The organism is Pseudomonas sp. JY-Q (genome assembly GCF_001655295.1).
Lineage (GTDB): Bacteria > Pseudomonadota > Gammaproteobacteria > Pseudomonadales > Pseudomonadaceae > Aquipseudomonas > Aquipseudomonas alloputida.
The window spans coordinates 5,653,827-5,676,910 of record NZ_CP011525.1; the positions used below are offsets into that span (position 1 = coordinate 5,653,827).

Sequence of the window (23,084 nt, forward strand, 5' to 3'; positions counted from 1 at the left end):
TTGCTGACGATCAACACAGGATAGGTCTCGCTCATACGTCCCGGCACAGTAGCCTACCGGGGCGACGGGCGCAATATGCCTGTAAACACGGGGAAACGAATGGACTTGGGAGCGAAGCACTACGATTTGCTAAGGTCGATGGGGTTGTCCTGATAAAAACAAAGAAAAGGATGTTCCCTGATGCGAAAAGCCCCGTTATTGCGCTTTACCCTCGCTTCACTGGCCTTGGCCTGTAGCCAGGCGTTGGCCGGCCCTTCGCCCTATTCAACCCTCATCGTGTTTGGCGACAGCCTCGCCGATGCAGGGCAGTTTCCCGACCTGAGCGGCGGTACCCCAGGCGCGCGTTTCACCAACCGCGATGCCGACGGCAACTTCGCTCCGGTGTCACCGATGATCCTCGGTGGCCGCCTGGGCGTCGCGCCTGGCGACCTGAACCCGTCGACATCCGTAGGCATCCAGCCCGATGGTAATAACTGGGCAGTTGGCGGGTACACCACCCAACAGATCCTGGACTCGATCACGACAACGTCCGAGACCGTCATCCCACCAGGAAACCCCAATGCCGGGTTGGTGCTGCGCGAGCGCCCCGGCTACCTGGCCAACGGCCTGCGCGCCGACCCAAATGCCTTGTATTACCTGACAGGTGGCGGTAACGACTTCCTGCAGGGCCTGGTGAATAGCCCGGCCGACGCCGTAGCCGCCGGCGCCCGCCTGGCTGCCAGCGCCCAAGCCCTTCAGCAAGGAGGCGCGCGCTACATCATGGTCTGGCTGCTACCTGACCTCGGCCAAACGCCCAATTTCAGCGGCACGCCACAGCAAAACCCACTGTCACTGCTCTCCGCTGCGTTCAACCAGTCACTGATCAGCCAGCTAGGGCAGATCGATGCCCAGATCATTCCACTGAACATCCCTGTGCTGTTGAGCGAGGCGCTGTCCAGCCCCAGTCAGTTCGGCCTGGCCAGCGACCAGAACCTGGTCGGTACCTGCTACAGCGGCGATAGCTGCGTGGAAAACCCGGTGTACGGTATCAACGGCACAACGCCAGACCCGACCAAACTGCTGTTCAACGACTCGGTCCACCCGACCATCGCGGGTCAGCAGCTGATTGCCGATTACGCCTACTCGATCCTCGCAGCCCCCTGGGAACTGACCCTGCTACCGGAAATGGCCCACGCCAGCCTGCGGGCTCATCAGGATGAGTTGCGCAATCAGTGGCAGACGCCTTGGCAAGCCGTTGGCCAATGGCAAGCCTTTGTCGCCAGTGGCGCTCAGGACCTGGACTTCGACGGCCAGCGCAGCGCGGCCAGCGGTGACGGCCGCGGCTACAACCTGACCGTGGGCGGCAGCTATCGCCTGAACGACGCCTGGCGCCTGGGCCTGGCCGGCGGTGCGTACCGGCAGAAGCTGGAAGCTGGCGAACAGGATTCGGACTACAAGCTGAACAGCTATATGGCCAGCGCCTTTGCCCAATACCGTCAGGATCGCTGGTGGGCCGACGCGGCGCTGACCGCCGGGCACTTGGACTACAGCGACCTCAAGCGTACCTTCGCCCTGGGCGTGAATGACCGCAGTGAAAAAGGCGACACCGACGGCGAGGCCTGGGCAATGTCCGGGCGGCTGGGCTACAACCTGGCGGCCGACACCAGCAACTGGCAGTTGGCACCTTTCATCAGTGCCGACTATGCGCGGGTGAAGGTGGATGGCTACGAAGAGAAGAGCGGGCGCTCGACGGCGCTTGGCTTCGATGACCAGGAGCGCACGTCACGTCGCCTGGGCGTGGGGTTGTCGGGCAGTGTGCAGGTACAGCCAAATACCCGGCTTTTTGCCGAGGTGGCGCAGGAGCATGAGTTTGAGGACGACGAGCAGGATGTGACGATGCACCTGACCAGCTTGCCGGCGAATGATTTCACCCTGACCGGGTATACGCCGCACAGCGACCTGACCCGGGCGAGCCTGGGTGTGAGCCATGAACTGGTGGCAGGGGTGCATTTGCGCGGGAACTACAATTGGCGCAAGAGTGATGAGTTGACGCAGCAGGGCGTTAGCGTGGGGGTTAGCGTGGACTTCTGAATTGCTGGGGGCCGCTTTGCGGCCCATTCGCGGGTAAACCCGCTCCTACGACGGCCCCGTATACCTGAGGCTTGCGCAACCCTTGTAGGAGCGGGTTTACCCGCGAATACGGTGGCGGCGGCAACGGTGATCCGCGGGTGGAGATTGGCCAGAAGGCCCGGCCCATTCGCGGGTGAACCCGCTCCTACGACGGCCTCGTATACCTGAGGCTTGCGCATCCCTTGTAGGAGCGGGTTTACCCGCGAATACGGTGGCGGCGGCAACGGTGAACGGCAGGTAGAAATTGGCCAGCAGGCCCGGCCCTTTCGCGGGTGAACCCGCGCCTACACAACCTTGTAGGAGCGTGGTTTACCCGCGAATGGGCTGCGCAGCAGCCCCAATCAATTTATCTGGCGGAAGTCTGCTCTGCCAACGCCACCGCACGGAACATCGCCCGGCGCTTGTTGATGGTTTCTTCCCATTCCAGCGCCGGCACCGAGTCGGCAACGATGCCGCCACCGGCCTGCACATGCAACTCGCCATCCTTGATCACCGCAGTACGAATAGCAATGGCGGTATCCATGTTGCCGTTCCAGGCAAAATAGCCGACGGCACCGCCGTAAACCCCACGCTTGACCGGTTCCAGCTCGTCGATGATCTCCATCGCACGGATCTTGGGCGCACCCGACAAGGTACCAGCCGGCAGAATCGCCCGCAGTGCATCCATCGCCGTCAGGCCTTCACGCAGCTGGCCGGTAACGTTGGAAACAATGTGCATCACGTTGGAGTAACGCTCGATCACCATCTTCTCGGTCAGGCGCACACTGCCGGTCGAAGACACACGGCCGACATCGTTGCGGCCCAGATCGATCAGCATCAGGTGCTCGGCAATTTCCTTGTCGTCCGACAGCAGGTCGTCTTCCAGCGCACGATCGGCCTCTTCGGTCGCACCACGCGGGCGGGTACCGGCAATCGGGCGCACGGTGACCAGGTTGTCCTCGACACGTACCAGCACTTCGGGCGAGCTGCCGACCACATGGAAGTCACCGAAGTTGAAGAAGTACATATATGGCGTCGGGTTGAAGCAGCGTAGCGCGCGATACAGGTCGATAGGCGCAGCCTTGAAGTCGATCGACATGCGCTGCGACGGCACCACCTGCATACAGTCCCCGGCCAGGATGTATTCCTTGATACGACCGACGGCGTTTTCGTAATCCTCGCGGGTGTAGCTGGAGCGGAACGCCGGCTCGGCCGCCGGCGGGCCGCTCAGGTCCAGGCCGCGGCGTGGGGTGATTGGCTGGCGCAAGGTTTCCAGCAAACCTTGCAGACGTGCCTGGCCCTGTTCGAAGGCCTGATCTTCAGCGGGGTCGACCAACACGATGGCGTGCATCTTGCCCGCCAGGTTGTCGAACACCACCACCGCGTCGGACACCATCAGCAGGATATCCGGTACGCCCAGCGGGTCCGGGTTGGGGCTGGCGCCCAGACGCTTTTCTACATAACGAACGCAGTCGTAGCCAAAGTAGCCAACCAGGCCGCCATTGAAACGCGGCAGGCCGGGGATATCGGCAACTTTGTAGCGGTCCTTGAAGGTTTCAACGAATGCCAGCGGGTCTTCGACCTCGCAGCTTTCCACCTCGACGCCATCGTGCAGGATGCTAACATGGTAGCCATGCACACGCATCACGGTGCGCGATGGCAAGCCGATCATCGAGTAACGGCCCCACTTCTCGCCGCCCTGCACCGATTCGAGCAGGTACGAGTTGGGCTGGTCAGCCAGTTTCAGGTAGATCGACAACGGCGTGTCGAAGTCGGCCAAGGTTTCACAGGCCAAGGGAATACGGTTGTAGCCGGCAGCGGCCAGGCGCAGGAATTCTTCGCGGTTCATGAGTGGTCTCGTGGCAAGCAGCAATAGGTCAGGCAAACGGACGGGCCGGCACACGCCGGCAGGCTGAAGTCAGGCGCGCCAACGCCAACGGGCCAAGGCCTTGATGACTTTCATCCAGAATTTGCCAGTAACCGCCACGGTGGACTCTCTGTCTTTTGAGGCTTGAAGGTCCGCCAACGTTATCCCAGTGGCCGGGTCTGCGCAACCGGGCAGCAATGCGCGCAGGTCGTCGATTACCAGGCTGGGGGATTCGTCGTCGATCGGCCGGCCATGGTTATAGCCGTAGGTCAGGCCCACGCATTGCACGCCAGCCGCCTTGGCCGCCTGCACGTCACTGCGCGAATCACCGACAAACAGGGACTGCTGCGGGGTGACACCGGCCATCTGCATGACGAACAGCAACGCCGCCGGGTCGGGCTTTTTCTGCGGCAAGGTGTCGCCACCAATGATCCAGCGGAAGAAATTACCGATCTTCATCTGGTCCAGCAGCGGGCCAACAAAGCGCTCAGGCTTGTTGGTGATCAGCGCCATCTCCACGCCCTGCTTGCGCAGCCAGCGCAGGGTGTCGCGCACGCCGGGGTAGACCACGGTAAGTTCGTGGCTTTCGGCATAAGCGTCCATGAACAGCGCCAGCGCCTGTTCTGCCAGCGCATCGTCCACGTCGGCATGCTCGATGCCGCCCGCCAACGCGCGGCGCACCAGCACCTGGGCGCCATTGCCAACCCAGTGGCGCACTGCCTCAAGGCCAGCAGGCGGGCGCCCCAGTTCGAGCAGCATGCGGTCCACGGCGGCGGCCAGGTCAGGCACGGAATCGATCAGGGTACCGTCCAGATCGAACATTACCAGCCTTGGCAGCGTCCCCGGGAACAGCTGCTCGAAGCCACTCATGGGCGGGCCAGGGCCAGTTCGGCGCGCATCTTGGCGATCACTTCCTGGTAGTCCGGGGCGTTGAAGATCGCCGAGCCGGCCACGAAGGTGTCGGCGCCAGCGGCAGCGATCTCGCGGATGTTGTTGACGTTCACGCCACCATCGATCTCCAGACGGATATCACGGCCACTGGCGTCGATCAGCGCACGCGCTTCGCGCAGCTTGTCGAGGGTGCCGGGGATGAACTTCTGCCCGCCGAAGCCTGGGTTGACGCTCATCAGCAGCACCATGTCGATCTTGTCCATCACGTACTTCAGGGCGTCCAGGCTGGTGGCCGGGTTGAACACCAGGCCGGCCTTGCAGCCACCATCCTTGATCAGCTGAAGCGAACGGTCGATGTGCTGCGTGGCTTCAGGGTGGAAGGTGATGTAGGTGGCACCCGCTTCGATAAAGTCGCCAATGATGCGGTCAACCGGGCTGACCATCAGGTGCACGTCGATCGGCGCAGTAACGCCGTACTTGCGCAGAGCGGTGCAAACCATCGGACCGATGGTCAGGTTGGGGACATAGTGATTGTCCATGACATCGAAGTGGACGATGTCTGCACCCGCAGCCAATACCTTGTCGACGTCCTCACCCAGGCGGGCAAAATCGGCAGAGAGAATGGAGGGGGCAATAGCGTAGGGCTGCATGGCGCACCTGTTGGCAGAGTCACGGTGGCGCGCATTGTAACTCAGGGAAAGCGATGAAGGCTGATTGGTATCAATTGGTGTCGACCAGCGCAACCTGTGCCGGCCTCCGCGACTTTAGCCGCGAAGAGGCCGGCACAGGCAACCCATCATCAAGCTGGCTGTTGAGTCCTCAGCTTCTCACTACGCCCACGCAACCATTCCAGGGTCAGCAGCAACAACACCGAGAACGCAATCAGCAAGGTCGCCGCCGCGGCAATGGTCGGGCTCAGGTTCTCGCGAATACCACTGAACATCTGCCGCGGCAGAGTTGCCTGTTCCGGCCCGGCGAGGAACAGCGTCACCACCACCTCGTCAAACGAGGTGGCAAAGGCAAACAGGGCGCCCGAGATGACACCGGGCGCGATCAGCGGCAGGGTCACCCGGCGGAAAGCCAGCAGAGGCGAGGCTCCCAGGCTGGCCGCCGCACGCACCAGATTGTAGTTGAACCCCTGTAGCGTCGCCGACACGGTAATGATGACGAACGGCACACCCAGTACCGCATGCACCAGAATCAGCGAGGTGAAACTGTTGCCCATGCCCAGAGGGGCGAAGAACAGGTAACTGGCCACCCCGATGATCACTACCGGCACCACCATGGGCGAGATCACCAGCGCCATCACCAGCGACTTGCCGGGGAAATCGCCACGGGTCAGGCCGATGGCCGCCAAAGTGCCGAACACCATGGCCAGCACCGTGGCCGCTGGGGCAACGATGATGCTGTTTTTCAACGCCCGCATCCATTCGGCCGAGCCGAAGAAGTCCTGATACCACTGCAGCGAGAAGCCCTGCAGCGGGTACACCAGGAAGCTGCCACTGTTGAACGACAGCGGCACGATCACCAGCACTGGCAAGATCAGGAACAGCAGGATCAAGCCGCAGAGAATACGCAGGCTGTAGAACCAGACCCGCTCCACGGGCGACATGTATGGGCTCAGCATGACAGGCTCCTCAGCTCAGGCGCAGACGGCTGGCGCCGACCAGCCAGCTATAGATCAGGTACAACAGCACGGTCGCCAGCAGCAACAGCCCGCCCAGTGCGGTGGCCATGCCCCAGTTGATGCTGGTGTTGGTGTAGAAGGCGACGAAGTAGCTGACCATCTGGTCGTTCGGACTACCCAGCAGCGCCGGGGTGATGTAGTAACCGATGGCAAGGATGAACACCAGCAGGCAACCGGCGCCAACACCGGCGTAAGTCTGCGGGAAGTACACCCGCCAGAAACTGGCGAACGGGTGGCAGCCCAGCGAGATCGCCGCACGCATGTAGCTCGGGGAAATACCCTTCATCACGCTGTACAGCGGCAGGATCATGAACGGCAGCAGGATGTGCACCATCGAGATGTAGACACCTGTGCGGTTGAACACCAGCTCCAGCGGCTGGTCGATGATGCCCATGGCCATCAGCGCGCTGTTGATCAGCCCGCCCGACTGCAGCAGCACGATCCAGGCCGCCACCCGCACCAGGATCGATGTCCAGAAAGGCAACAGCACCAGAATCATCAGCAGGTTGCTCTGCCGGGTCGGCAGGTTGGCCAACAAGTAGGCCAGTGGGTAGGCCAGTACCAGGCAGATAGTGGTAATCACCACACCCATCCACAGGGTACGGATAAAAATGTCCAGGTAAATGGCCTGGTCCGGGGTGGCCTTGGCCAGCTCACCAAGGTCATCAATGCGATGGTCCACCGAGGCCAACAGGTAGAAAGAAGTCACCGAACTGGTATTGCGGCGGATCGCCTGCCAATAAGCCGGGTCACCCCAACGCTCGTCCACAGCCTGCAACGCATCCTTATAAGAGGCAGGCTCAGCCTTGAAGGGCAGTGCACGGGCAGTCTTGGTCAACAAGCTGCGGTAACCGGCCAGCTCCATGTTCAAGCGTTTGGAAAGGTCACCAAGGGTCTGGTTCTTGCGCGACTCGGCCAAATCCTGGCTCAGCGCCTTGTAAACGTCCTCGCCTGGCAGGCTTTTGCCATCCCACTGGCTGATGACTTCCACCGTGCGCGGCAGGCCGCCGACCACTTCAGGGTTGCCGACGCTCTTGTACAGCAGCGCCGCAATCGGCACCAGGAACACCAGCAGAAGAAACAGCGCCAGCGGCGCGATCAACGCCTGCGCCTTCCAGCGGTTGACCCGCTCGGCGTGTTTGAGGCGCTGCTTGAGACTTGAACCTGCGCCTTCGTTGAGGGGCACTGCAATGGCCATGGCGAACTCCGCAATACAGGCTGAATTGGGGGCCGCTTTGCGGCCCCACACACTGGACGTTTACTTCTTCGCCGCCCAGGCGTTGAAGCGTTGCTCCAGCTGCTCGCTGTTGTCGGCCCAGAACGCCACGTCGATCTGCACCTGGTTGGCAATGTTCTCAGGCGTGGTCGGCATGTCTTTCTTCACGTCGTCCGACAGCAGGCTCACGGCCTTGGAGTTGGCCGGGCCATAGGCGATGTTTTCGGAGTAGATCTTCTGCTGCTCGGGCTTGACGCTGTAGGCGATGAACTTCTTCGCCTCTTCGACGTTTTTGGCGCCTTTAGGAATTGCCCATGCATCGAAGTCGTAGATGCCGCCGTTCCACACCACCTTGAGGTTGCTTTCTTTCTGAACAGCGGCAATACGGCCGTTGTAGGCAGAGCTCATGACCACGTCGCCAGAGGCCAGGAACTGCGGTGGCTGTGCACCCGCTTCCCACCACTGGATGCTGGGCTTGAGCTCGTCGAGTTTCTTGAAGGCGCGGTCCTGGCCTTCCTTGGTTGCCAGCACTTTGTAGACGTCCTTGGGCGCAACGCCGTCGGCCATCAGTGCAAATTCCATTGTGTACTTGGCGCCCTTGCGCAGGCCGCGCTTGCCCGGGAACTGCTTGGTGTCCCAGAAATCGGCCCAGCTGGTGGGGGCGGTCTTGAGCTTGTCGGCGTTGTAGGCCATGACCGTGGACCAGACGAAGAAGCCCACGCCGCAAGGCTGAATGGCACCAGGCACGTAGTCGGCCTCATTGCCGAACAGGGCTGGGTCGAGCTCTTCGAACATGCCCTCGTCGCAGCCGCGCGCCAGCTCTGGCGACTCAACCTCTACCAGGTTCCACGACACACTCTTGGTGTCGACCATCGCCTTGACCTTGGCCATTTCGCCGTTGTACTCACCCGCGACAATCTTGCCATTACCCGCTTTTTCCCAGGGTTCGTAGAACGCTTTGACCTGGGCAGCCTTGTTGGCGCCCCCGAACGAGATCACGGTGAGGTCTGCGGCCATGGCCTGGCCAGCGGTGAACAGCCCCAAAGCCAGGGCGGTCAGTTTCAACTGCTTGCGCATTATTATTCTCTCCACAGTACAGGGTTGGTGAAGCAATCCATCAATGGGCTTCGGCAATCGGATCGAGCGCGCGGGCGTGCTCCACCTCCCAGCCCAGCGGTACCACATCGCCCACGGCCAACGCCGGGTCGAGCTCGGCAATGGGCTGCTTCACGAAGAAGTCGCCTTTGCCGCAAACCTCCAGACGCACCCGCACGTGGTCGCCCAGGTAAATGAATTCGGCCACCCGGCCAGAGAACCGGTTCACGCAGCTTTCACTGTGGCCGTTCAGACGCACGCGCTCCGGGCGTATCGACAGGGTCACCGGCTCGCCGGCCTGGCCGACATTCACCGCCAGCGCCTCGACCCGCTCACCGCGAGGCAACTGCACCTGGCAACGTTTGCCATCGCTGGCCAGCAGGGTGCCGCTGATGCGGTTGTTCTCGCCGATGAAGTTGGCGACGAAGGTGTTGCAAGGCTCTTCGTACAGCGTGCGCGGGTCGGCGATCTGCTGGATTTCGCCCTGGTGGAACACCGCCACGCGGTCAGACATGGTCAGCGCTTCGCCCTGGTCGTGGGTCACGTACACCACGGTCACACCCAGGCGCTGGTGAATGTGCTTGATCTCCATCTGCATGTGTTCGCGCAGCTGCTTGTCCAGCGCGCCAAGTGGCTCGTCCATCAGCACCAGTTGCGGCTCGAACACCAATGCCCGGGCCAGCGCCACACGCTGCTGCTGGCCGCCAGACAGCTGGCCGGGGTAGCGTTTGGCGAAAGCGTCGAGCTGGACCATGTTCAGCACTCGTTTGACCCGCTCGCTGATGTCGGTCTTGCTCAGGTTGCGCACGGTCAGCGGAAAGGCCAGGTTCTCGGCCACGGTCATGTGCGGAAACAGCGCGTAGTTCTGGAACACCATGCCGATATCACGCTTGTGCGGCGGCACGTTGTTGATCGAGCGGCCGCCAAGCTGGATTTCACCGGCGGTGGGGGTCTCGAAGCCCGCCAGCATCATCAGGCTGGTGGTCTTGCCCGAGCCGGACGGGCCAAGCAGGGTGAGGAACTCGCCCTTGCGGATATCCAGGTTGAGGTCTTTGACGATCAGCGACTCGCCGTCGTAGCTCTTCTGCACACCACGGAAGCTGACCAGCGTTTCGCCGGTTGCAGCGTTCGACTTCGCCTCGCTCATGCCTGCACCTTCTTGTTGGATGACTGCGTAGGCAAAAGAGTAGAAGAGACGCAAGCGCCCGAAAATCGGGGGTACTGAGAGAATGCCATCATCCGGATGGAAGATTTGTTGTAGGGATCGCCCTACAAGGATGGCGGGTTTTGAACACTCACCTCAGCGCTGCATCGCCCCCTTGCAGGAGCGGGTTCACCCTCGAATAGGCCGGTTCAGGCACCGCAGATGGCAGGCCAGACTTCCTCGCGGGTAAACCCGACCCTACAATAAAGAGCGGCGTAGTCATCAAAACGGCATGTCGCAATCAGACCAGCTTGTGCTCCATGGCGTACTTCACGAGCTCCGCCAGCGAGTTCACTTTCAACTTCTGCATCAGGCGTGCCTTGTGGGTGCTGATGGTCTTGCTCGACAGCGCCAACTGCTGGGCGATGTCGTTGACGTTGGCGCCTTGGGCCAGGCGCTCGAACACCGAAAACTCCCGCTCCGAGAGCAATGTGTGCAACGGCCGGGATTCGGTGAGGCCTACTTCGAACACCATGCGGTCGGCCAGCGACGGGTCAATATAACGCCCGCCACCGGCCACCCGACGAATCGCTGTCAACAACAACGCCGGATCACTGTCTTTGGTGGCATAGCCCGCCGCACCGGCCTTCAGCGCCCGCGCCGCCATCTGTGCCTCATCGTGCATCGACAACATCAGGATCGCTGGAGCATCGTGCAGCGCACGGATACGCGGGATCGCCTCCAGGCCGTTCACACCCGGCATCGAGATATCCAGCAGTACCACCTCGCACGGTGTGTGGCGCAGGGTTTCGAGCAACTGCTCGCCATTACCGGCCTCCCCCGCCACTTGCATGTCCTTGGCCAGGCCAATCAACTGCTTGATGCCTTCACGGACAATGGTGTGGTCTTCGGCCACCAGTACTCGAATCACGATTGCTCTCCTACTCCAACGGAATGGCCACGCTCAGGCTGGTGCCTTCGCCCGGCTCGCTTTCCAGCGTCATGCTCCCCCCCAGCATCAGCACCCGCTCGCGCACACCCACCAGGCCAAACGAGGTAGGCCGGGTCTGCTCGCGGCAAAAGCCTTGGCCATCATCACTGACCGTCATGCGCAACTGTCCGCCCTCACGTACCAGCTCAATCTCTACGCTGTGCGCCTGGGCGTGACGCATCACATTGGTCAGCGCCTCCTGGAGGATACGAAACAGCCCGGTGGCCTTGGCATCACTCAATGCTGGCAGATTATCGGGCACTTGCACCAGACAGGGGATTTGCGTGCGAGCCTCGAAACGCCGCGCCTGCCATTCGATGGCCGAGGCAATGCCGGCATCGAGGATCGGCGGACGCAAGGCAGTGGCGACATCGCGGACCAACTGGAACAACTGGGCAATCAGGCGTTTCATGCTCGCCAGGCGATCATTCAGGCCAGGGTCCAGCTCGGCATAGGCCAGCTCGCACATCGACACTTCCAGCTTGAGCACAGTCAGCATCTGCCCCAGCTCATCATGCACTTCCCGGGCGATACGGGCTTTTTCTTCTTCACGCACGCTCTCCAGGTGGGCCGAGAGTTCGCGCAGCTGCTCCTGGGACTTTGCCAGCGCCAGCTCGGCCCGCTTGCCCTGTGTGATGTCCCAGACTACACCGTCCCACACCACCTGGCCGTTGCCCAGATGCCGGGCGCTGGCCTTGATATCGGCCCAGCGCTGTTCGCCCTGCCGGGTGAGGATGCGCCCCTGCCAGGACCAGTCCTGGTCGCTGGCCAGGGCCAGGTCCTGCACCCTGTGATAATCAGCACGGTCCTCGGGGTGCACCAGGTTGCGCAGGCCCATCTGCGGGTGCTGGATCTCGCTAGGTGCATAACCCACCAATGCCTCGCTACCCTCACTGATATAGGGGAACTCCAGATCGCCCTCGGCTGGGTCACGTTCCAGGCGAAACACCAACCCTGGTACGTTGCCAGCAATGCCCTTGAGCCGCGCCTCACTTTCGCGAAGGGCCGCCAAGGCACGGTGGCGCTCAGTGACATCGGCGAGGTAGACCACCAGATATTCGGAATCACGAAAGCGCAGAAAGCTCAGTGACAGCTCCACGGGTAGCAAGCTTTGATCAGCCCGCCGGCATTGCGTCTCAAACTGACCGACACCCCCCGCCCCTGTCCGCGCCCCTTTCCACAGCTCCAGCCAACGGTCCATGTTCAGGCTCGGCTCGAAGTCGCTCAGCGGCCGCTCCAGCAACGCCCCTTCGCTGTAGCCCAACATGCGCTCGGCGGCATGGTTGGCGTAACGCACATGGCTGTCCCAGTTGACCCAGAGGATACCCACGGTGCTCTGATCGATGGCGAACTGGCTCAGGCGCAACGCCTCTTCGCGCACCTGGCGTTCAACAAGGCTCTCCCGCGCGGCCAACAGGCTGCGCTCCAGCTGGCGCTGCTGACGGCGTTGCCACACCAGCGTGGCCAAGGCACACAACAGCAACAGACCGAACAGCAAGGCCATGTTCTGCCAGAAGCCCGGCGACTCGCTCAGGCGCGGGTACTTCGGCTGCAACCAGCGCTGATGCAGTTGTTCCAGCTCCTTGGCCGGCACGGCCTGCAAGCCACGTTCAAGTACATCGGCCAGCAGCGGCCAGTCGCGCCGCGAACCGATACGCAACAGCTGCGGCAGGCCAATATCGCCGACCACCGCCAGCTCACCGAACTCGCTCTCGCGCGACAGGCGGCTGAGCTGCGCTTCATCCAGCACGGCGAAACTGGCCTGGCCACCTACCACCAGTTGCAAGGCCTCACGATCGTCGGGCACCCCCTGCAGGTTGAGGTTGCCGTAGTTGCCGCGCAGGTAATCCGCCAGCGGGCTGGGCATGCGCACCGCGACGCGTTGCTCGGCTTCAAGCTTTTCCAGCTCCACGGCCATGGCCCCGGTGCGCGGCCCCACCACCAGCTGTGGCACGCGCATGTACGGGTCGCTAAATAGCCACAGGCGCAGGCTGGCTGGCGTCTGGGTAAGGCCAGGGGCGAAGTCGATTTCGCCGCTTTGCAGGGCATGTTCCAAACTGGCCTGGTCACTGAAGTTACGCCAGGTGAGGTCCAGCCGCAGCGCCTGCGCCAAGCTGTTCACCAGCTCCACATTGGCCCCATACAGTTGCTGCAGACGCCGGTCGAACTGGGCGTAGGGCGCCTGCAACACCAGGCCGACACGCAGGCTGCGGTGGGTGTCCAGCCACTGCTGCTGGTCAGGCTCCAGCACCACAGAGGGCAGCGCCTCGGGCTTGGCCCAGGCAATCAAGGGCAGCCACAAGCAGCCGATAACCAACAGGCGACGCACTCGCTTCATCTATACGCTCGACTTGGCAAAGACGGCCATGCAGCATGGCCGTCACGGGCAAATACTATTAGGCTGCCGGTTTCATTCTGGCCTTGGGTTGACTCATGTCCACACTTTATCGCACGACGCTGGCAATGTGCTGCCTGGCCTCGGTCCTTCCACTCGGCGCCCTGGCCGCCGATGCCGAAAAACCACCTGCAAATACCATGGCACCGGCTGCCGAGGCCCCACGCCCACCCTTGCTGGAACGCAGCCAGGAGGATGCACTGGCGCTGGAGCGGCGGCTGCCCAAGGCTGAGCAGCAGACCCTGCAGGCCGGTGCCGACAGCTTCCTGGCCCTGTGGAAGCCGGCCAACGACAACGATCCGCAAGGGGCGGTGATCATTGTCCCCGGTGCAGGCGAAACGGCCGACTGGCCAAATGCAGTCGGCCCACTGCGGCAAAAATTCCCTGATATCGGCTGGCACAGCCTCAGCGTAAGCCTGCCCGACCTGCTCGCAGACAGCCCGCAAGCACGGGTCGAAGCCACACCACCGGCAGCGCCTGCGCCAGACAAAGGCGAAAGCGCACCGGTCAAAGACGTGCCGGCCGACGCCAACGCCAACGTGGCCCAAGCCACCGCGGCCGATGCCGATACAGCAGAAAGCACCGATGCCGAACAAGCCAGCGAGCAGGCCGACCCGGCAGATGCCGAACGCATCTTCGCCCGCCTGGATGCCGCCGTGGCGTTCGCCCAACAACACAATGCCCGCAGCATCGTACTGATCGGCCATGGTAGCGGTGCATATTGGGCGGCGCGCTACCTGAGCGAGAAGCAGCCACCGCAGGTACAAAAACTGGTGATGGTCGCTGCACAGACCCCTGCACGGGTGGAGCAGGACCTGGAAAGCCTGGCCCCAACCTTGAAGGTACCCACGGCCGATATCTACTACGCCACCCGCAGCGCTGACCGCAACGCAGCCCAGCAACGGCTGCAGGCCAGCAAGCGGCAGAAGGATAGCCAGTACCGACAATTGTCATTGATTGCCATGCCAGCAAACAAAGCGGCGGAACAAGAGCAATTGTTCCGCCGGGTGCGGGGGTGGATGAGCCCTCAGGGCTGAGTTCGGCTTGATCCTTGTGGCGGGGCGTCAAAGGCCGCGCCGCTTGCGGATCATGGCATAGGCCTGGTGCAACTCACGGGTGCGTGCGGTCGCTTCACGCACCTGCGCCTCGCTGGCACCAGTACCCGCCAGCTTGTCCGGGTGATGCCGACTGACAAGCCGACGATACGCCTGCTTGACCTTATCGGTGTCGGTGTCTGCGTCCACCGCCAGCAAGCGCAACGCTGCCGCGTAGGTCATGGGCACGCTTTCTGCGCCCGTGGCCTTGCGCGGCTCGTACTCCAGCGACATAGCCTGCACCTGGCGTCGGCTCATGCCCAGCTTCTGCCCCCAGTCGAGCAGCAGCTCACGCTCCTTGTTGCCCATCTTGCCGTCAGCCCAGACCATGCGCCAACAGGCCCGCAAGGTACCTTCCGCCGCGTGGGGCTGCTGACTGATGCGCCGCAGGTGCCCGCCAAGCCGGTCCTTGCCCGCCTTGCCACGGTTGAACGCATTGATGGCGCGCAGCCGGGCTGCCTCGGCCAGGTCCAGGCGCACCATCTCCTGACGCGCCTGCTGGATATGCTGCTCGGCTACCCGGCCATCGCACTTGGCCAGACGCCCGAGCATCACGAACAACAACTCGTCGTCGCGTAATGCGGGGCGCCCACCCAGGCGTTCGCGCATGTCTTCCCAGCCTTGCAAGCGCAGCCGGCGGTCAATGGCCTGCCCAAGCAACGCACCGAGCAAGGCACCCGGTATGCTCGCAACGGCAAAACCGGCACTCACACCAATCACCGTGCCTGGCCACCACATGTCAGGCGCGCTCGCCAATCAGAGACTCAGCCTCGGCCAGGCGTTCAAGCGTGCCAACATCCACCCAGTGCCCACGGTAGTGTTCGCCAGATACCTTGCCGGCCGCCATCGCCTGGCGCAGCAACGGTGCCAGCTTGAAGGCACCCGCCTGGCAACCTTCGAACAGCGCCGGGTGCAGCACCGAAATGCCGCTGAAGGTCAGCGTGCCTGGCGCGTCATCGCCGTCAACGACCTGCTCGCCCATCAGGCGGAAGTCACCGCGGCCGTGATGGCCAGGGTTGTCGACCAGCACCAGGTGAGCCAGGCCTTGCAGGGGAGCCTGCAGACGCGCGAAGTCGTAGTCGGTCCACACATCGCCATTCACCAGCAGGAACGGCGCCTCACCCAACAAAGGCAGGGCCTTGAAGATGCCGCCGCCGGTTTCCAGCGGTTCACCTTCAGGTGAATAGCGGATGCTCAGGCCGAAGCGGCTACCGTCGCCCAGATGGTCCTCGATCTGCTGGCCAAGCCAGGCATGGTTGATCACCACTTCGGTCACGCCCGCTGCCGCCAGGGCGCGCAGGTGGTACTCGATCAGCGGCTGGCCGGCGACCGGGACCAACGGTTTTGGGGTGTGCAGGGTCAGCGGGCGCATGCGCTCGCCCTTCCCCGCAGCCAGGATCATGGCCTTCATGCACGCGCTCCGGCCTGCAACTCGGCAATCAGCTCACCCAGCTCCGCCAATTCGGGCCGGCGACCGATCACTTCATTTATATAGGCGAAGAAACGCGGCACGTCGCCCAGGTAACGCGGCTTACCGTCGCGGTGGCAGATACGGGCGAAGATGCCGATCACCTTCAGGTGCCGCTGCACGCCCATCAGGTCACTGGCGCGGTGGAAGGCTTCGAACTCGGCGTGCACCGGGATGCCAGCCGCCTGTGCCCGCTGCCAGTAGTCGCTCAGCCAGCCTTCGACCCGCGCCTGCGGCCAGCTGACAAAGGCGTCCTTGAACAGGCAGGTAATGTCGTAGGTGACCGGGCCGTATACCGCATCCTGAAAGTCCAGCACACCAGGGTTGGGGGTGCTCTGCATCAGGTTGCGCGGCATGTAGTCACGGTGTACCAGCACCTTGGGTTGCGCCAGGGCGCTGTCGATCAGCAACTGGCTGACGCGCTGCCAGGTGGCCTTCTGTGCATCGGTGAAGGTCAGGCCCAGCTCACGCCCCACGTACCATTCGGGGAACAGTTCCACTTCACGGCGCAGCAGGGCGTCGTCGTAGCTGGGCAGCGGCGCGTCCATCGGCAAACGCTGGAACTTCAGAAGGGCATCGATGGCGTCGGCGAACAGGCCATCGGCGTTGTCGGCATTGATGATGTCAAGGTATGTCTGAGTGCCCAGATCCCCAAGCAACAAAAAGCCGCGTTCCAGGTCCTGGGCGTGGATCAGCGGCACATGGACGTCAGCGCTGGCCAGCAGGTGGTCGATGGCGACGAACGGTCGGCAGTTCTCCTGCGGGGGGGGCGCATCCATGATCACGAAACTGTGGCCAGCGCCCTGCCAGCGGAAATAGCGGCGGAAGCTGGCGTCGCTGCTGGCAGCGGTCAAGCTGCCTGCAGGCACCTCGCCCCAGGCGTTGTCACGGAAAAGATCATTGAGCTGTTCATCGAGCCAGACCGTCAGTTGTTGCAGGCGTACATCGTGTTCAGGCATTGCAAGGGTCTCCGACGGCCCTAGCCGTCAAGCGGGTCATGCTTTATTATCCAGCATCTTTTTCAGACCATCGAGAGGCGTGCGGCCCCACACGCGGGCAGATGGCACGCAGGAAGCCCGGACTAATAAGATGGCATTGAAATCCCCCGCGTTTCGTAGAAAGTTTCCGTTGCTGGTAACCGGCGGTCTGCTGGCCCTGCAACCTCTGGCCACCTCATACGTAGTGGCAGCCGAACAGTTCGACTGCCAAGTGTCCGCCGCCGGTGGTTGGGACTGCAAGCCCAAAACCCCAGTCAACAACTTGCCACCGCGCCCGGTGCACGAAGGTGCAGCCGTCAGCTCCGGTACCGAAGCGGCGGGCGAAGCAGAAACTGCGGACCGGCCCGTGCTGGTTACCGAGGCCAAGGGCCGTGGTCTGAAGTCGCGCAGCGAAGACTACAGCCACCTGGACTGGGTTCCGCGTGAAAAGCTCACCGCCGCGCAGCTGGCTGAAACCGGCCCGTACTGCGGTGGCGCGTATATCGAGCCAACCCGCCCGGGCATGGCCGACACCACGCCGAAGGACGAGTCGCCAACCTACATCAATGCCAAGGTATCCAAGTACCAGCAGGAGCAGCAGGTCGCTACCCTCGCCGGTGACGTGGTAATGCGCCAGGGCAGCATGCAGGCCGAAGCCGACGAGGCCAACCTCTACCAGGCCGAAAACCGTGGCGAGCTCAAGGGCAACGTCAAGATCCGTGACAACGGTTCGCTGGTGGTCGGTGACGAGGCCCAGATCCAGCTCGACACTGGCGAAGCCCAGGTCGACAACGCCGAATACGTGATGCACAAGTCGCACATCCGCGGCAGTGCCCTGTACGCCAAGCGTGGCGAAAACGCCATCATCCGCCTCAAAGACGGTACGTACACCACCTGCGAACCGGGCAGCAACGCCTGGCAGCTGAAGGGCAACAACATCACCCTGAACCCGGCCACCGGTTTCGGTACTGCGACCAACGTTACGCTACGGGTCAAGGATTTCCCGGTGTTCTATACACCGTACATCTACTTCCCGATTGACGACCGTCGCCAGTCCGGCTTCCTGCCACCCTCGTTCAGCACCAGCAGCGACACCGGCTTCATGCTGGTCACGCCGTACTACTTCAACCTGGCGCCTAACTACGACGCCACGTTGTACCCGCGTTACATGGCCAAGCGCGGCCTGCTGATGGAAGGCGAGTTCCGCTACCTGACACCTTCCAGCGAAGGCCAGTTCGGCGGCGCCTACCTGAACGACAAGAACGACGACCGCAAAGATCAGACGGATTACAAAGATCAGCGCTGGATGGTCAACTGGCAGCACAAGGGTGGCCTGGACGAACGCCTGATGACCGAGGTGGACTACACCGACATCAGCGACCCGTTCTACTTCCAGGACCTGGAATCCGACCAGATTGGCGTGGAAAGCCGCGACCTGCTGAACCAGCAGGGTGCGTTGACTTACCGAGGCGACAGCTACACCGCGCGGTTGAATGTGCATGCCTACGAGATGGCGACCATCTCGCAGATCACGCCGTATGATCGCCTGCCGCAGCTGACCCTGAACGGTACGCTGCCGTTCCAGCCTGGCGGTTTGAACCTTGGGTACGAGACTGAAGCTGTTCGTTTTGATCGTGATCTGAAGGACAGTGCCGTCTTTGATGAAGACGGTAATCCAGATTTGACTGCTGGACTAAAGCCCGACGGCATAGGTGGTCGGCGACTGGATGAAAACATCTTCGGTGTAGCGCGTGCCAACGGTACCCGCCTGAACGTCGCCCCGTCCATCAGCCTGCCGATGGAGGCCAGCTACGGCTACATCACGCCGAAGCTGAAGTACATGTATACCCATTACGACCTTGACCTGGATAGCAAAGGCAAGAACGACATTGCTGGCTCGGACGCCGAAAAACTGGACGTGTTCGGCGACTACAAAAGCAACCTGAACCGCGATATCCCGATTTTCAGCGTCGACAGCGGCCTGTATTTCGACCGCAACACCTCGTTGTTCGGCACCAACTACCGCCAGACCCTCGAACCGCGCATGTTCTACCTCTATGTCCCGTACAAGGACCAGATGGACATCCCGCTGTTCGATACCGGCGAAACCCTGTTCAGCTACGATTCGCTGTTCCGCGACAACCGCTTCAGCGGCACTGACCGTATCGGCGACGAAAACAAACTGTCGCTGGGCGTGACCACACGCTGGATCGAAGACAACGGCTTCGAGCGCCAGAACTTCAGCATCGGCCAGGCCTACTACTTCAAAGACCGCAAGGTCCAGCTGCCAGGCATCGACTACCGCAACCGCAAGGACGCGCAGTCCGATGTATCGCCATACGCCCTGGTATACAACTACTACTTCAACCGCGACTGGCGCCTCAATTCGGACTTCAACTGGGACCCGGACAGCCGCAGCACCCGCTCGGGCAGCGCGATGTTCCACTACCAGCCTGAAGACAACCCGAACAAGATCGTCAACCTCGGTTATCGCTACCGTAACGACACCATTGCCTACGACTCGACCACGGGTACCTGGAAAGTGGGCGGCGGTGACTATGGCACCCCGGGCGATCCGAACTACATCAAGGATTACTACAAGATCCAGCAGCACGACTTCTCGGTCATCTGGCCGATCGTGCCGCAGTGGAACGTAATCGCTCGCTGGCAGCATGACTACAACCGCAACCGTACCCTGGAAGCCATGGGTGGTTTCGAATACGACAACTGCTGCTGGAAGCTGCGCCTGATCAACCGTTACTGGATCGACTACGACGATTTCAGCCAGGCCCTTCCACAGAACGAAAAAGGCGACCACGGTGTCTTCCTTCAGATCGTCCTGAAAGGCCTCGGCGGCGTAGTTGGCAACAAGGTCGAGTCTTTCCTCGACCAAGGCATTCAAGGTTACCGTGAACGTGAAGACCAAGCTTATTGATCGTCTGCGCCCAGTGTTGCTGGGCGTCGCTTTGCTGAGTGGCGCGGTGCATGCCGCGGTGCAACCTCTTGATCGCGTGGTGGCTATCGTCGACAACGACGTGGTCATGCAAAGCCAGCTGGACCAGCGTGTCCATGAGGTCCAGCAAACCATCGCCAAGCGCGGCGGCGGCGTGCCGCCGACCAGCGCCCTGGAACAGCAGGTACTGGAACGCCTGATCGTCGAGAACCTGCAGCTGCAGATCGGCGAGCGCTCTGGCATCCGCATCACCGACGAAGAGCTGAACCAGGCCATTGGCACCATTGCCCAGCGCAATGGCATGTCGCTGGACCAGTTCCGCGCGGCGCTGGCCCATGACGGCCTGTCGTTCGACGACGCTCGCGAGCAGGTCAAGCGCGAGATGATCATCAGCCGCGTGCGCCAACGCCGCGTTGCCGAACGCATTCAGGTGTCCGAGCAGGAAGTGAAGAACTTCCTGGCCTCGGACCTGGGCAAGATGCAGATGTCGGAAGAGTACCGCCTGGCCAACATCCTCATCCCGACCCCGGAAGCCGCCAACTCGGACGATATCCAGAAGGCTGCGCGCAAGGTCGGCGACGTTTACCAGCAACTGCGCCAGGGTGCTGACTTCGGCCAGATGGCGATTGCCAACTCGGCCAGCGAAAACGCCCTGGAAGGCGGCGAGATGGGCTGGCGTAAAGCCGGTCAGCTGCCACCCGACTTCGCCAAGATGCTCAGCAGCATGCCAGTGGGCGAAATTACCCAGCCTATTCGCATCCCCAACGGCTTCATCATCCTCAAGCTCGAGGAGAAGCGCGGTGGCAGCGAGAACGTGCTGCGCGACGAAGTGCATGTACGCCACATCCTGATCAAGCCAAGCGAGATCCGCAGCGAGGCGGCCACCCAGCAGCTGGCCGAGCGCCTGTACGATCGGATCAAGAACGGCGAAGACTTCGGCGAACTGGCCAAGAGCTTCTCGGAAGACCCGGGTTCGGCACTCAACGGCGGCGACCTCAACTGGGTCGATCCGAACAGCCTGGTACCGGAGTTCCGTGAACAGATGGCCAATGCCCAGCAAGGCGTGGTGACCAAACCGTTCAAGACCCAGTACGGCTGGCACGTTCTGGAAGTGCTGGGCCGCCGCGCCACCGACAGCACAGAGCAGGCTCGCGAACAGCAGGCCCTGAGCGTACTGCGCAACCGCAAGTACGACGAAGAGCTGCAAACCTGGCTGCGCCAGATCCGCGACGAAGCCTACGTTGAAATCAAGCTGCCTGGCGCTGACCAGGCCGCCCAGTGAAGCCCCTGCGCTTCGCCGTCACCCCCGGCGAGCCGGCCGGCATAGGCCCCGACCTGTGCCTGCTGCTCGCCGCAGACGCCCAGCCCCACCCCCTGATCGCCATCACCAGCCGTGACCTGCTCGCCGAGCGGGCCACGCAGCTGGGGCTGGCCGTCAGCCTGCTGCCGGTAGCCCCGGGCCAATGGCCTGACCTCCCGGCACCCGCAGGTAGCCTGTACGTCTGGGATACCCCCTTGGCGGCTCCGGTGGTGCCAGGCCAGCTGGACAAGGCCAACGCAGCGTTCGTGCTGGAAACCCTGACCCGCGCTGGGCAAGGCTGCCTGGACGGGCACTTCGCCGGGATGATCACGGCCCCGGTTCACAAGGGAGTGATCAACGAAAGCGGTATCGCCTTTTCCGGGCATACCGAATTCCTTGCCGAACTGACCCGCACCGCACAAGTGGTAATGATGCTGGCCACCCGCGGCCTGCGCGTGGCCCTGGTGACCACGCACCTGCCACTGCGTGATGTTGCCGACGCTATCACTGCAGAGCGCGTCGAACGTGTAACCCGTATCCTGCATGCCGACATGCGCGACAAGTTCGGCATTGCCAACCCGCGTATCCTGGTGTGTGGCCTCAACCCGCACGCGGGCGAGGGCGGCCACCTGGGCCGCGAAGAAATCGACATCATCGAGCCGACCCTGGCCCGCCTGCGCACCGAAGGCATGGACCTGCGCGGGCCGCTGCCGGCCGATACCCTGTTTACCCCCAAATATCTGGAGCACTGCGATGCGGTGCTGGCGATGTACCACGACCAGGGCCTTCCCGTACTCAAGTACAAAGGCTTCGGCGCAGCAGTGAACGTGACCTTGGGCCTGCCAATCATCCGCACGTCGGTTGACCACGGCACCGCCCTCGACCTGGCCGGCACTGGCAAAGTCGACACCGGCAGCCTGCGCGTCGCACTGGAAACCGCCTACCAGATGGCCGAGAACCGACCATGAACGAGCAATACCAACACCGGGCGCGCAAGCGCTTCGGCCAGAACTTCCTGCACGACGCCGGTATCATCGACCGCATCCTGCGTGCCATCAACGCCAAGGCCGGCGAACACCTGCTGGAAATCGGCCCGGGCCAAGGCGCCCTGACCGAAGGCCTGCTGGGCAGTGGCGCACAGCTGGACGTGGTGGAGCTGGACAAAGACCTGGTGCCGATCCTGCAGCACAAGTTCGCTGATCGCAGCAACTTCCGCCTGCACCAGGGCGACGCCCTGAAGTTCGACTTCAACCAGCTGGGCGTGCCGCCGCGCAGCCTCAAGGTGGTTGGCAACCTGCCCTACAACATCTCCACCCCGCTGATCTTCCACCTGCTCAGCCACGCCGGGCTGATCCGCGACATGCATTTCATGCTGCAGAAGGAAGTGGTCGAGCGCATGGCCGCCGGTCCTGGCGGCGGTGACTGGGGGCGCTTGTCGATCATGGTGCAGTACCACTGCCGCGTGGAGCACCTGTTCAATGTCGGCCCTGGTGCCTTCAACCCACCCCCGAAAGTGGATTCGGCAATCGTCCGCCTGGTGCCGCACGAAGTGCTGCCGTTCCCGGCCAAGGACCACCTGCTGCTGGAGCGTGTCGTTCGCGAAGCGTTCAACCAGCGCCGCAAGACGCTGCGCAACACCATGAAAGGCCTGCTGGACAGCGCCGCCATCGAGGCTGCCGGCGTTGATGGCAGCCTGCGCCCTGAACAGCTCGACCTGGCAGCCTTCGTGCGCCTGGCTGACCAGCTGGCGGATCAGCAACAAGCCTGATTTAGCCTGTACCGGCCGCTTCGCGGGCCACAAGGGATCGCACAACCCTCAAATCCTGTGCGACCCCTTGTAGGAGCGGGTTTACCCGCGAAGCGGCCGGCACAGACAACACCCCCCCCAAGCCCGATCACCGCTGGCCCTCCCCCCTCC

At 62.5% G+C, this 23,084-nt stretch carries 18 protein-coding genes; 6 read left to right on the forward strand and 12 right to left on the reverse strand.

Features of this window, described 5'->3' with window-relative positions:
• The first annotated feature begins 180 nt into the window (after positions 1 to 180).
• Positions 181 to 2,070, forward strand: coding sequence for an esterase EstP (gene estP / locus AA098_RS25495; RefSeq protein WP_064615086.1), 1,890 nt, complete (start codon positions 181 to 183; stop codon positions 2,068 to 2,070).
• Between the two features lie 385 nt (positions 2,071 to 2,455).
• Here estP and trpE read toward each other — a convergent pair whose 3' ends face one another.
• From trpE to AA098_RS25540, 9 genes are all read right to left on the reverse strand, one after another.
• A complete protein-coding gene (gene trpE, locus AA098_RS25500; protein WP_003255536.1) occupies positions 2,456 to 3,937 on the reverse strand; it encodes an anthranilate synthase component I in 1,482 nt (493 codons plus the stop codon).
• 69 nt (positions 3,938 to 4,006) lie between these two features.
• Complete coding sequence (locus AA098_RS25505) at positions 4,007 to 4,825, reverse strand: phosphoglycolate phosphatase (RefSeq protein WP_064615087.1); 819 nt, start codon at positions 4,823 to 4,825, stop codon at positions 4,007 to 4,009.
• Positions 4,822 to 5,496: a ribulose-phosphate 3-epimerase gene (gene rpe / locus AA098_RS25510; RefSeq protein ID WP_003255539.1), complete on the reverse strand. Its 675-nt coding sequence runs from the start codon at positions 5,494 to 5,496 to the stop codon at positions 4,822 to 4,824. The genes AA098_RS25505 and rpe overlap by 4 nt, the downstream gene beginning before the upstream one ends.
• Before the next feature lie 149 nt (positions 5,497 to 5,645).
• Entirely contained in the window at positions 5,646 to 6,473 is an 828-nt protein-coding gene (locus AA098_RS25515; protein WP_003255542.1) for an ABC transporter permease, read from the reverse strand.
• Between the two features lie 10 nt (positions 6,474 to 6,483).
• Positions 6,484 to 7,731 (reverse strand): ABC transporter permease, encoded by a 1,248-nt coding sequence (locus AA098_RS25520; protein WP_003255544.1) that lies wholly within the window; start codon positions 7,729 to 7,731, stop codon positions 6,484 to 6,486.
• A 60-nt stretch (positions 7,732 to 7,791) separates the two neighbouring features.
• On the reverse strand, positions 7,792 to 8,826 hold the full coding sequence (locus AA098_RS25525; protein WP_004576195.1) for an ABC transporter substrate-binding protein: 1,035 nt from the start codon (positions 8,824 to 8,826) through the stop codon (positions 7,792 to 7,794).
• 40 nt (positions 8,827 to 8,866) lie between these two features.
• On the reverse strand, positions 8,867 to 9,991 hold the full coding sequence (locus AA098_RS25530) for an ABC transporter ATP-binding protein (protein ID WP_003255547.1): 1,125 nt from the start codon (positions 9,989 to 9,991) through the stop codon (positions 8,867 to 8,869).
• 298 nt (positions 9,992 to 10,289) lie between these two features.
• A complete protein-coding gene (locus tag AA098_RS25535; protein ID WP_173401663.1) occupies positions 10,290 to 10,922 on the reverse strand; it encodes a response regulator transcription factor in 633 nt (210 codons plus the stop codon).
• A gap of 7 nt (positions 10,923 to 10,929) precedes the next feature.
• A complete protein-coding gene (locus tag AA098_RS25540; protein WP_004576194.1) occupies positions 10,930 to 13,317 on the reverse strand; it encodes a PAS domain S-box protein in 2,388 nt (795 codons plus the stop codon).
• Positions 13,318 to 13,412: 95 nt separating this feature from the next.
• Between AA098_RS25540 and AA098_RS25545 the strand changes: the two genes are divergently transcribed.
• On the forward strand, positions 13,413 to 14,411 hold the full coding sequence (locus AA098_RS25545) for an alpha/beta hydrolase family protein (protein ID WP_004576193.1): 999 nt from the start codon (positions 13,413 to 13,415) through the stop codon (positions 14,409 to 14,411).
• A 27-nt stretch (positions 14,412 to 14,438) separates the two neighbouring features.
• On the opposite strand, the gene AA098_RS25550 is transcribed toward AA098_RS25545, so the two are convergent.
• The 3 genes from AA098_RS25550 to AA098_RS25560 are packed head-to-tail and all read right to left on the reverse strand — an operon-like array spanning position 14,439 to position 16,895.
• Positions 14,439 to 15,206, reverse strand: a complete 768-nt coding sequence (locus AA098_RS25550; RefSeq protein WP_003255552.1) for a TerB family tellurite resistance protein — start codon at positions 15,204 to 15,206, stop codon at positions 14,439 to 14,441.
• Between the two features lies 1 nt (position 15,207).
• Positions 15,208 to 15,879: an N-acetylmuramate alpha-1-phosphate uridylyltransferase MurU gene (murU, locus tag AA098_RS25555; RefSeq protein WP_003255553.1), complete on the reverse strand. Its 672-nt coding sequence runs from the start codon at positions 15,877 to 15,879 to the stop codon at positions 15,208 to 15,210.
• Complete coding sequence (locus AA098_RS25560) at positions 15,876 to 16,895, reverse strand: aminoglycoside phosphotransferase family protein (RefSeq protein WP_011953308.1); 1,020 nt, start codon at positions 16,893 to 16,895, stop codon at positions 15,876 to 15,878. Before AA098_RS25560 ends, murU begins: the two co-directional genes overlap by 4 nt.
• A 130-nt stretch (positions 16,896 to 17,025) precedes the next feature.
• Here AA098_RS25560 and AA098_RS25565 point away from each other — a divergent pair, with 130 nt between their 5' ends.
• From AA098_RS25565 to rsmA, 4 genes are read left to right on the forward strand one after another with little or no spacing between them, the layout of a single operon-like run.
• Positions 17,026 to 19,848 carry an LPS-assembly protein LptD gene (locus tag AA098_RS25565; RefSeq protein ID WP_064615088.1) on the forward strand — a complete coding sequence of 941 codons (2,823 nt, stop codon included), beginning with the start codon at positions 17,026 to 17,028 and terminating at the stop codon, positions 19,846 to 19,848.
• Positions 19,823 to 21,148: a peptidylprolyl isomerase SurA gene (gene surA / locus AA098_RS25570; protein WP_019750284.1), complete on the forward strand. Its 1,326-nt coding sequence runs from the start codon at positions 19,823 to 19,825 to the stop codon at positions 21,146 to 21,148. Before AA098_RS25565 ends, surA begins: the two co-directional genes overlap by 26 nt.
• On the forward strand, positions 21,145 to 22,134 hold the full coding sequence (gene pdxA / locus AA098_RS25575; protein WP_003255557.1) for a 4-hydroxythreonine-4-phosphate dehydrogenase PdxA: 990 nt from the start codon (positions 21,145 to 21,147) through the stop codon (positions 22,132 to 22,134). Before surA ends, pdxA begins: the two co-directional genes overlap by 4 nt.
• On the forward strand, positions 22,131 to 22,934 hold the full coding sequence (rsmA, locus tag AA098_RS25580; protein WP_003255558.1) for a 16S rRNA (adenine(1518)-N(6)/adenine(1519)-N(6))-dimethyltransferase RsmA: 804 nt from the start codon (positions 22,131 to 22,133) through the stop codon (positions 22,932 to 22,934). The genes pdxA and rsmA overlap by 4 nt, the downstream gene beginning before the upstream one ends.
• Positions 22,935 to 23,084 lie beyond the last annotated feature (150 nt).

Bases quoted from the DNA above. Each gene is read 5' to 3' on its own strand.
- AA098_RS25540 (WP_004576194.1), bottom strand. From the start codon at position 13,317: ATGAAGCGAGTGCGTCGCCTGTTGGTTATCGGCTGCTTGTGGCTGCCC.
- murU (WP_003255553.1), bottom strand. From the start codon at position 15,879: ATGAAGGCCATGATCCTGGCTGCGGGGAAGGGCGAGCGCATGCGCCCG.
- AA098_RS25515 (WP_003255542.1), bottom strand. From the start codon at position 6,473: ATGCTGAGCCCATACATGTCGCCCGTGGAGCGGGTCTGGTTCTACAGC.
- AA098_RS25560 (WP_011953308.1), bottom strand. From the start codon at position 16,895: ATGCCTGAACACGATGTACGCCTGCAACAACTGACGGTCTGGCTCGAT.
- rpe (WP_003255539.1), bottom strand. From the start codon at position 5,496: ATGCAGCCCTACGCTATTGCCCCCTCCATTCTCTCTGCCGATTTTGCC.
- AA098_RS25565 (WP_064615088.1), top strand. From the start codon at position 17,026: ATGGCATTGAAATCCCCCGCGTTTCGTAGAAAGTTTCCGTTGCTGGTA.
- AA098_RS25525 (WP_004576195.1), bottom strand. From the start codon at position 8,826: ATGCGCAAGCAGTTGAAACTGACCGCCCTGGCTTTGGGGCTGTTCACC.
- trpE (WP_003255536.1), bottom strand. From the start codon at position 3,937: ATGAACCGCGAAGAATTCCTGCGCCTGGCCGCTGCCGGCTACAACCGT.
- AA098_RS25520 (WP_003255544.1), bottom strand. From the start codon at position 7,731: ATGGCCATTGCAGTGCCCCTCAACGAAGGCGCAGGTTCAAGTCTCAAG.
- AA098_RS25505 (WP_064615087.1), bottom strand. From the start codon at position 4,825: ATGAGTGGCTTCGAGCAGCTGTTCCCGGGGACGCTGCCAAGGCTGGTA.
- AA098_RS25550 (WP_003255552.1), bottom strand. From the start codon at position 15,206: ATGTGGTGGCCAGGCACGGTGATTGGTGTGAGTGCCGGTTTTGCCGTT.
- AA098_RS25530 (WP_003255547.1), bottom strand. From the start codon at position 9,991: ATGAGCGAGGCGAAGTCGAACGCTGCAACCGGCGAAACGCTGGTCAGC.
- rsmA (WP_003255558.1), top strand. From the start codon at position 22,131: ATGAACGAGCAATACCAACACCGGGCGCGCAAGCGCTTCGGCCAGAAC.
- estP (WP_064615086.1), top strand. From the start codon at position 181: ATGCGAAAAGCCCCGTTATTGCGCTTTACCCTCGCTTCACTGGCCTTG.
- AA098_RS25545 (WP_004576193.1), top strand. From the start codon at position 13,413: ATGTCCACACTTTATCGCACGACGCTGGCAATGTGCTGCCTGGCCTCG.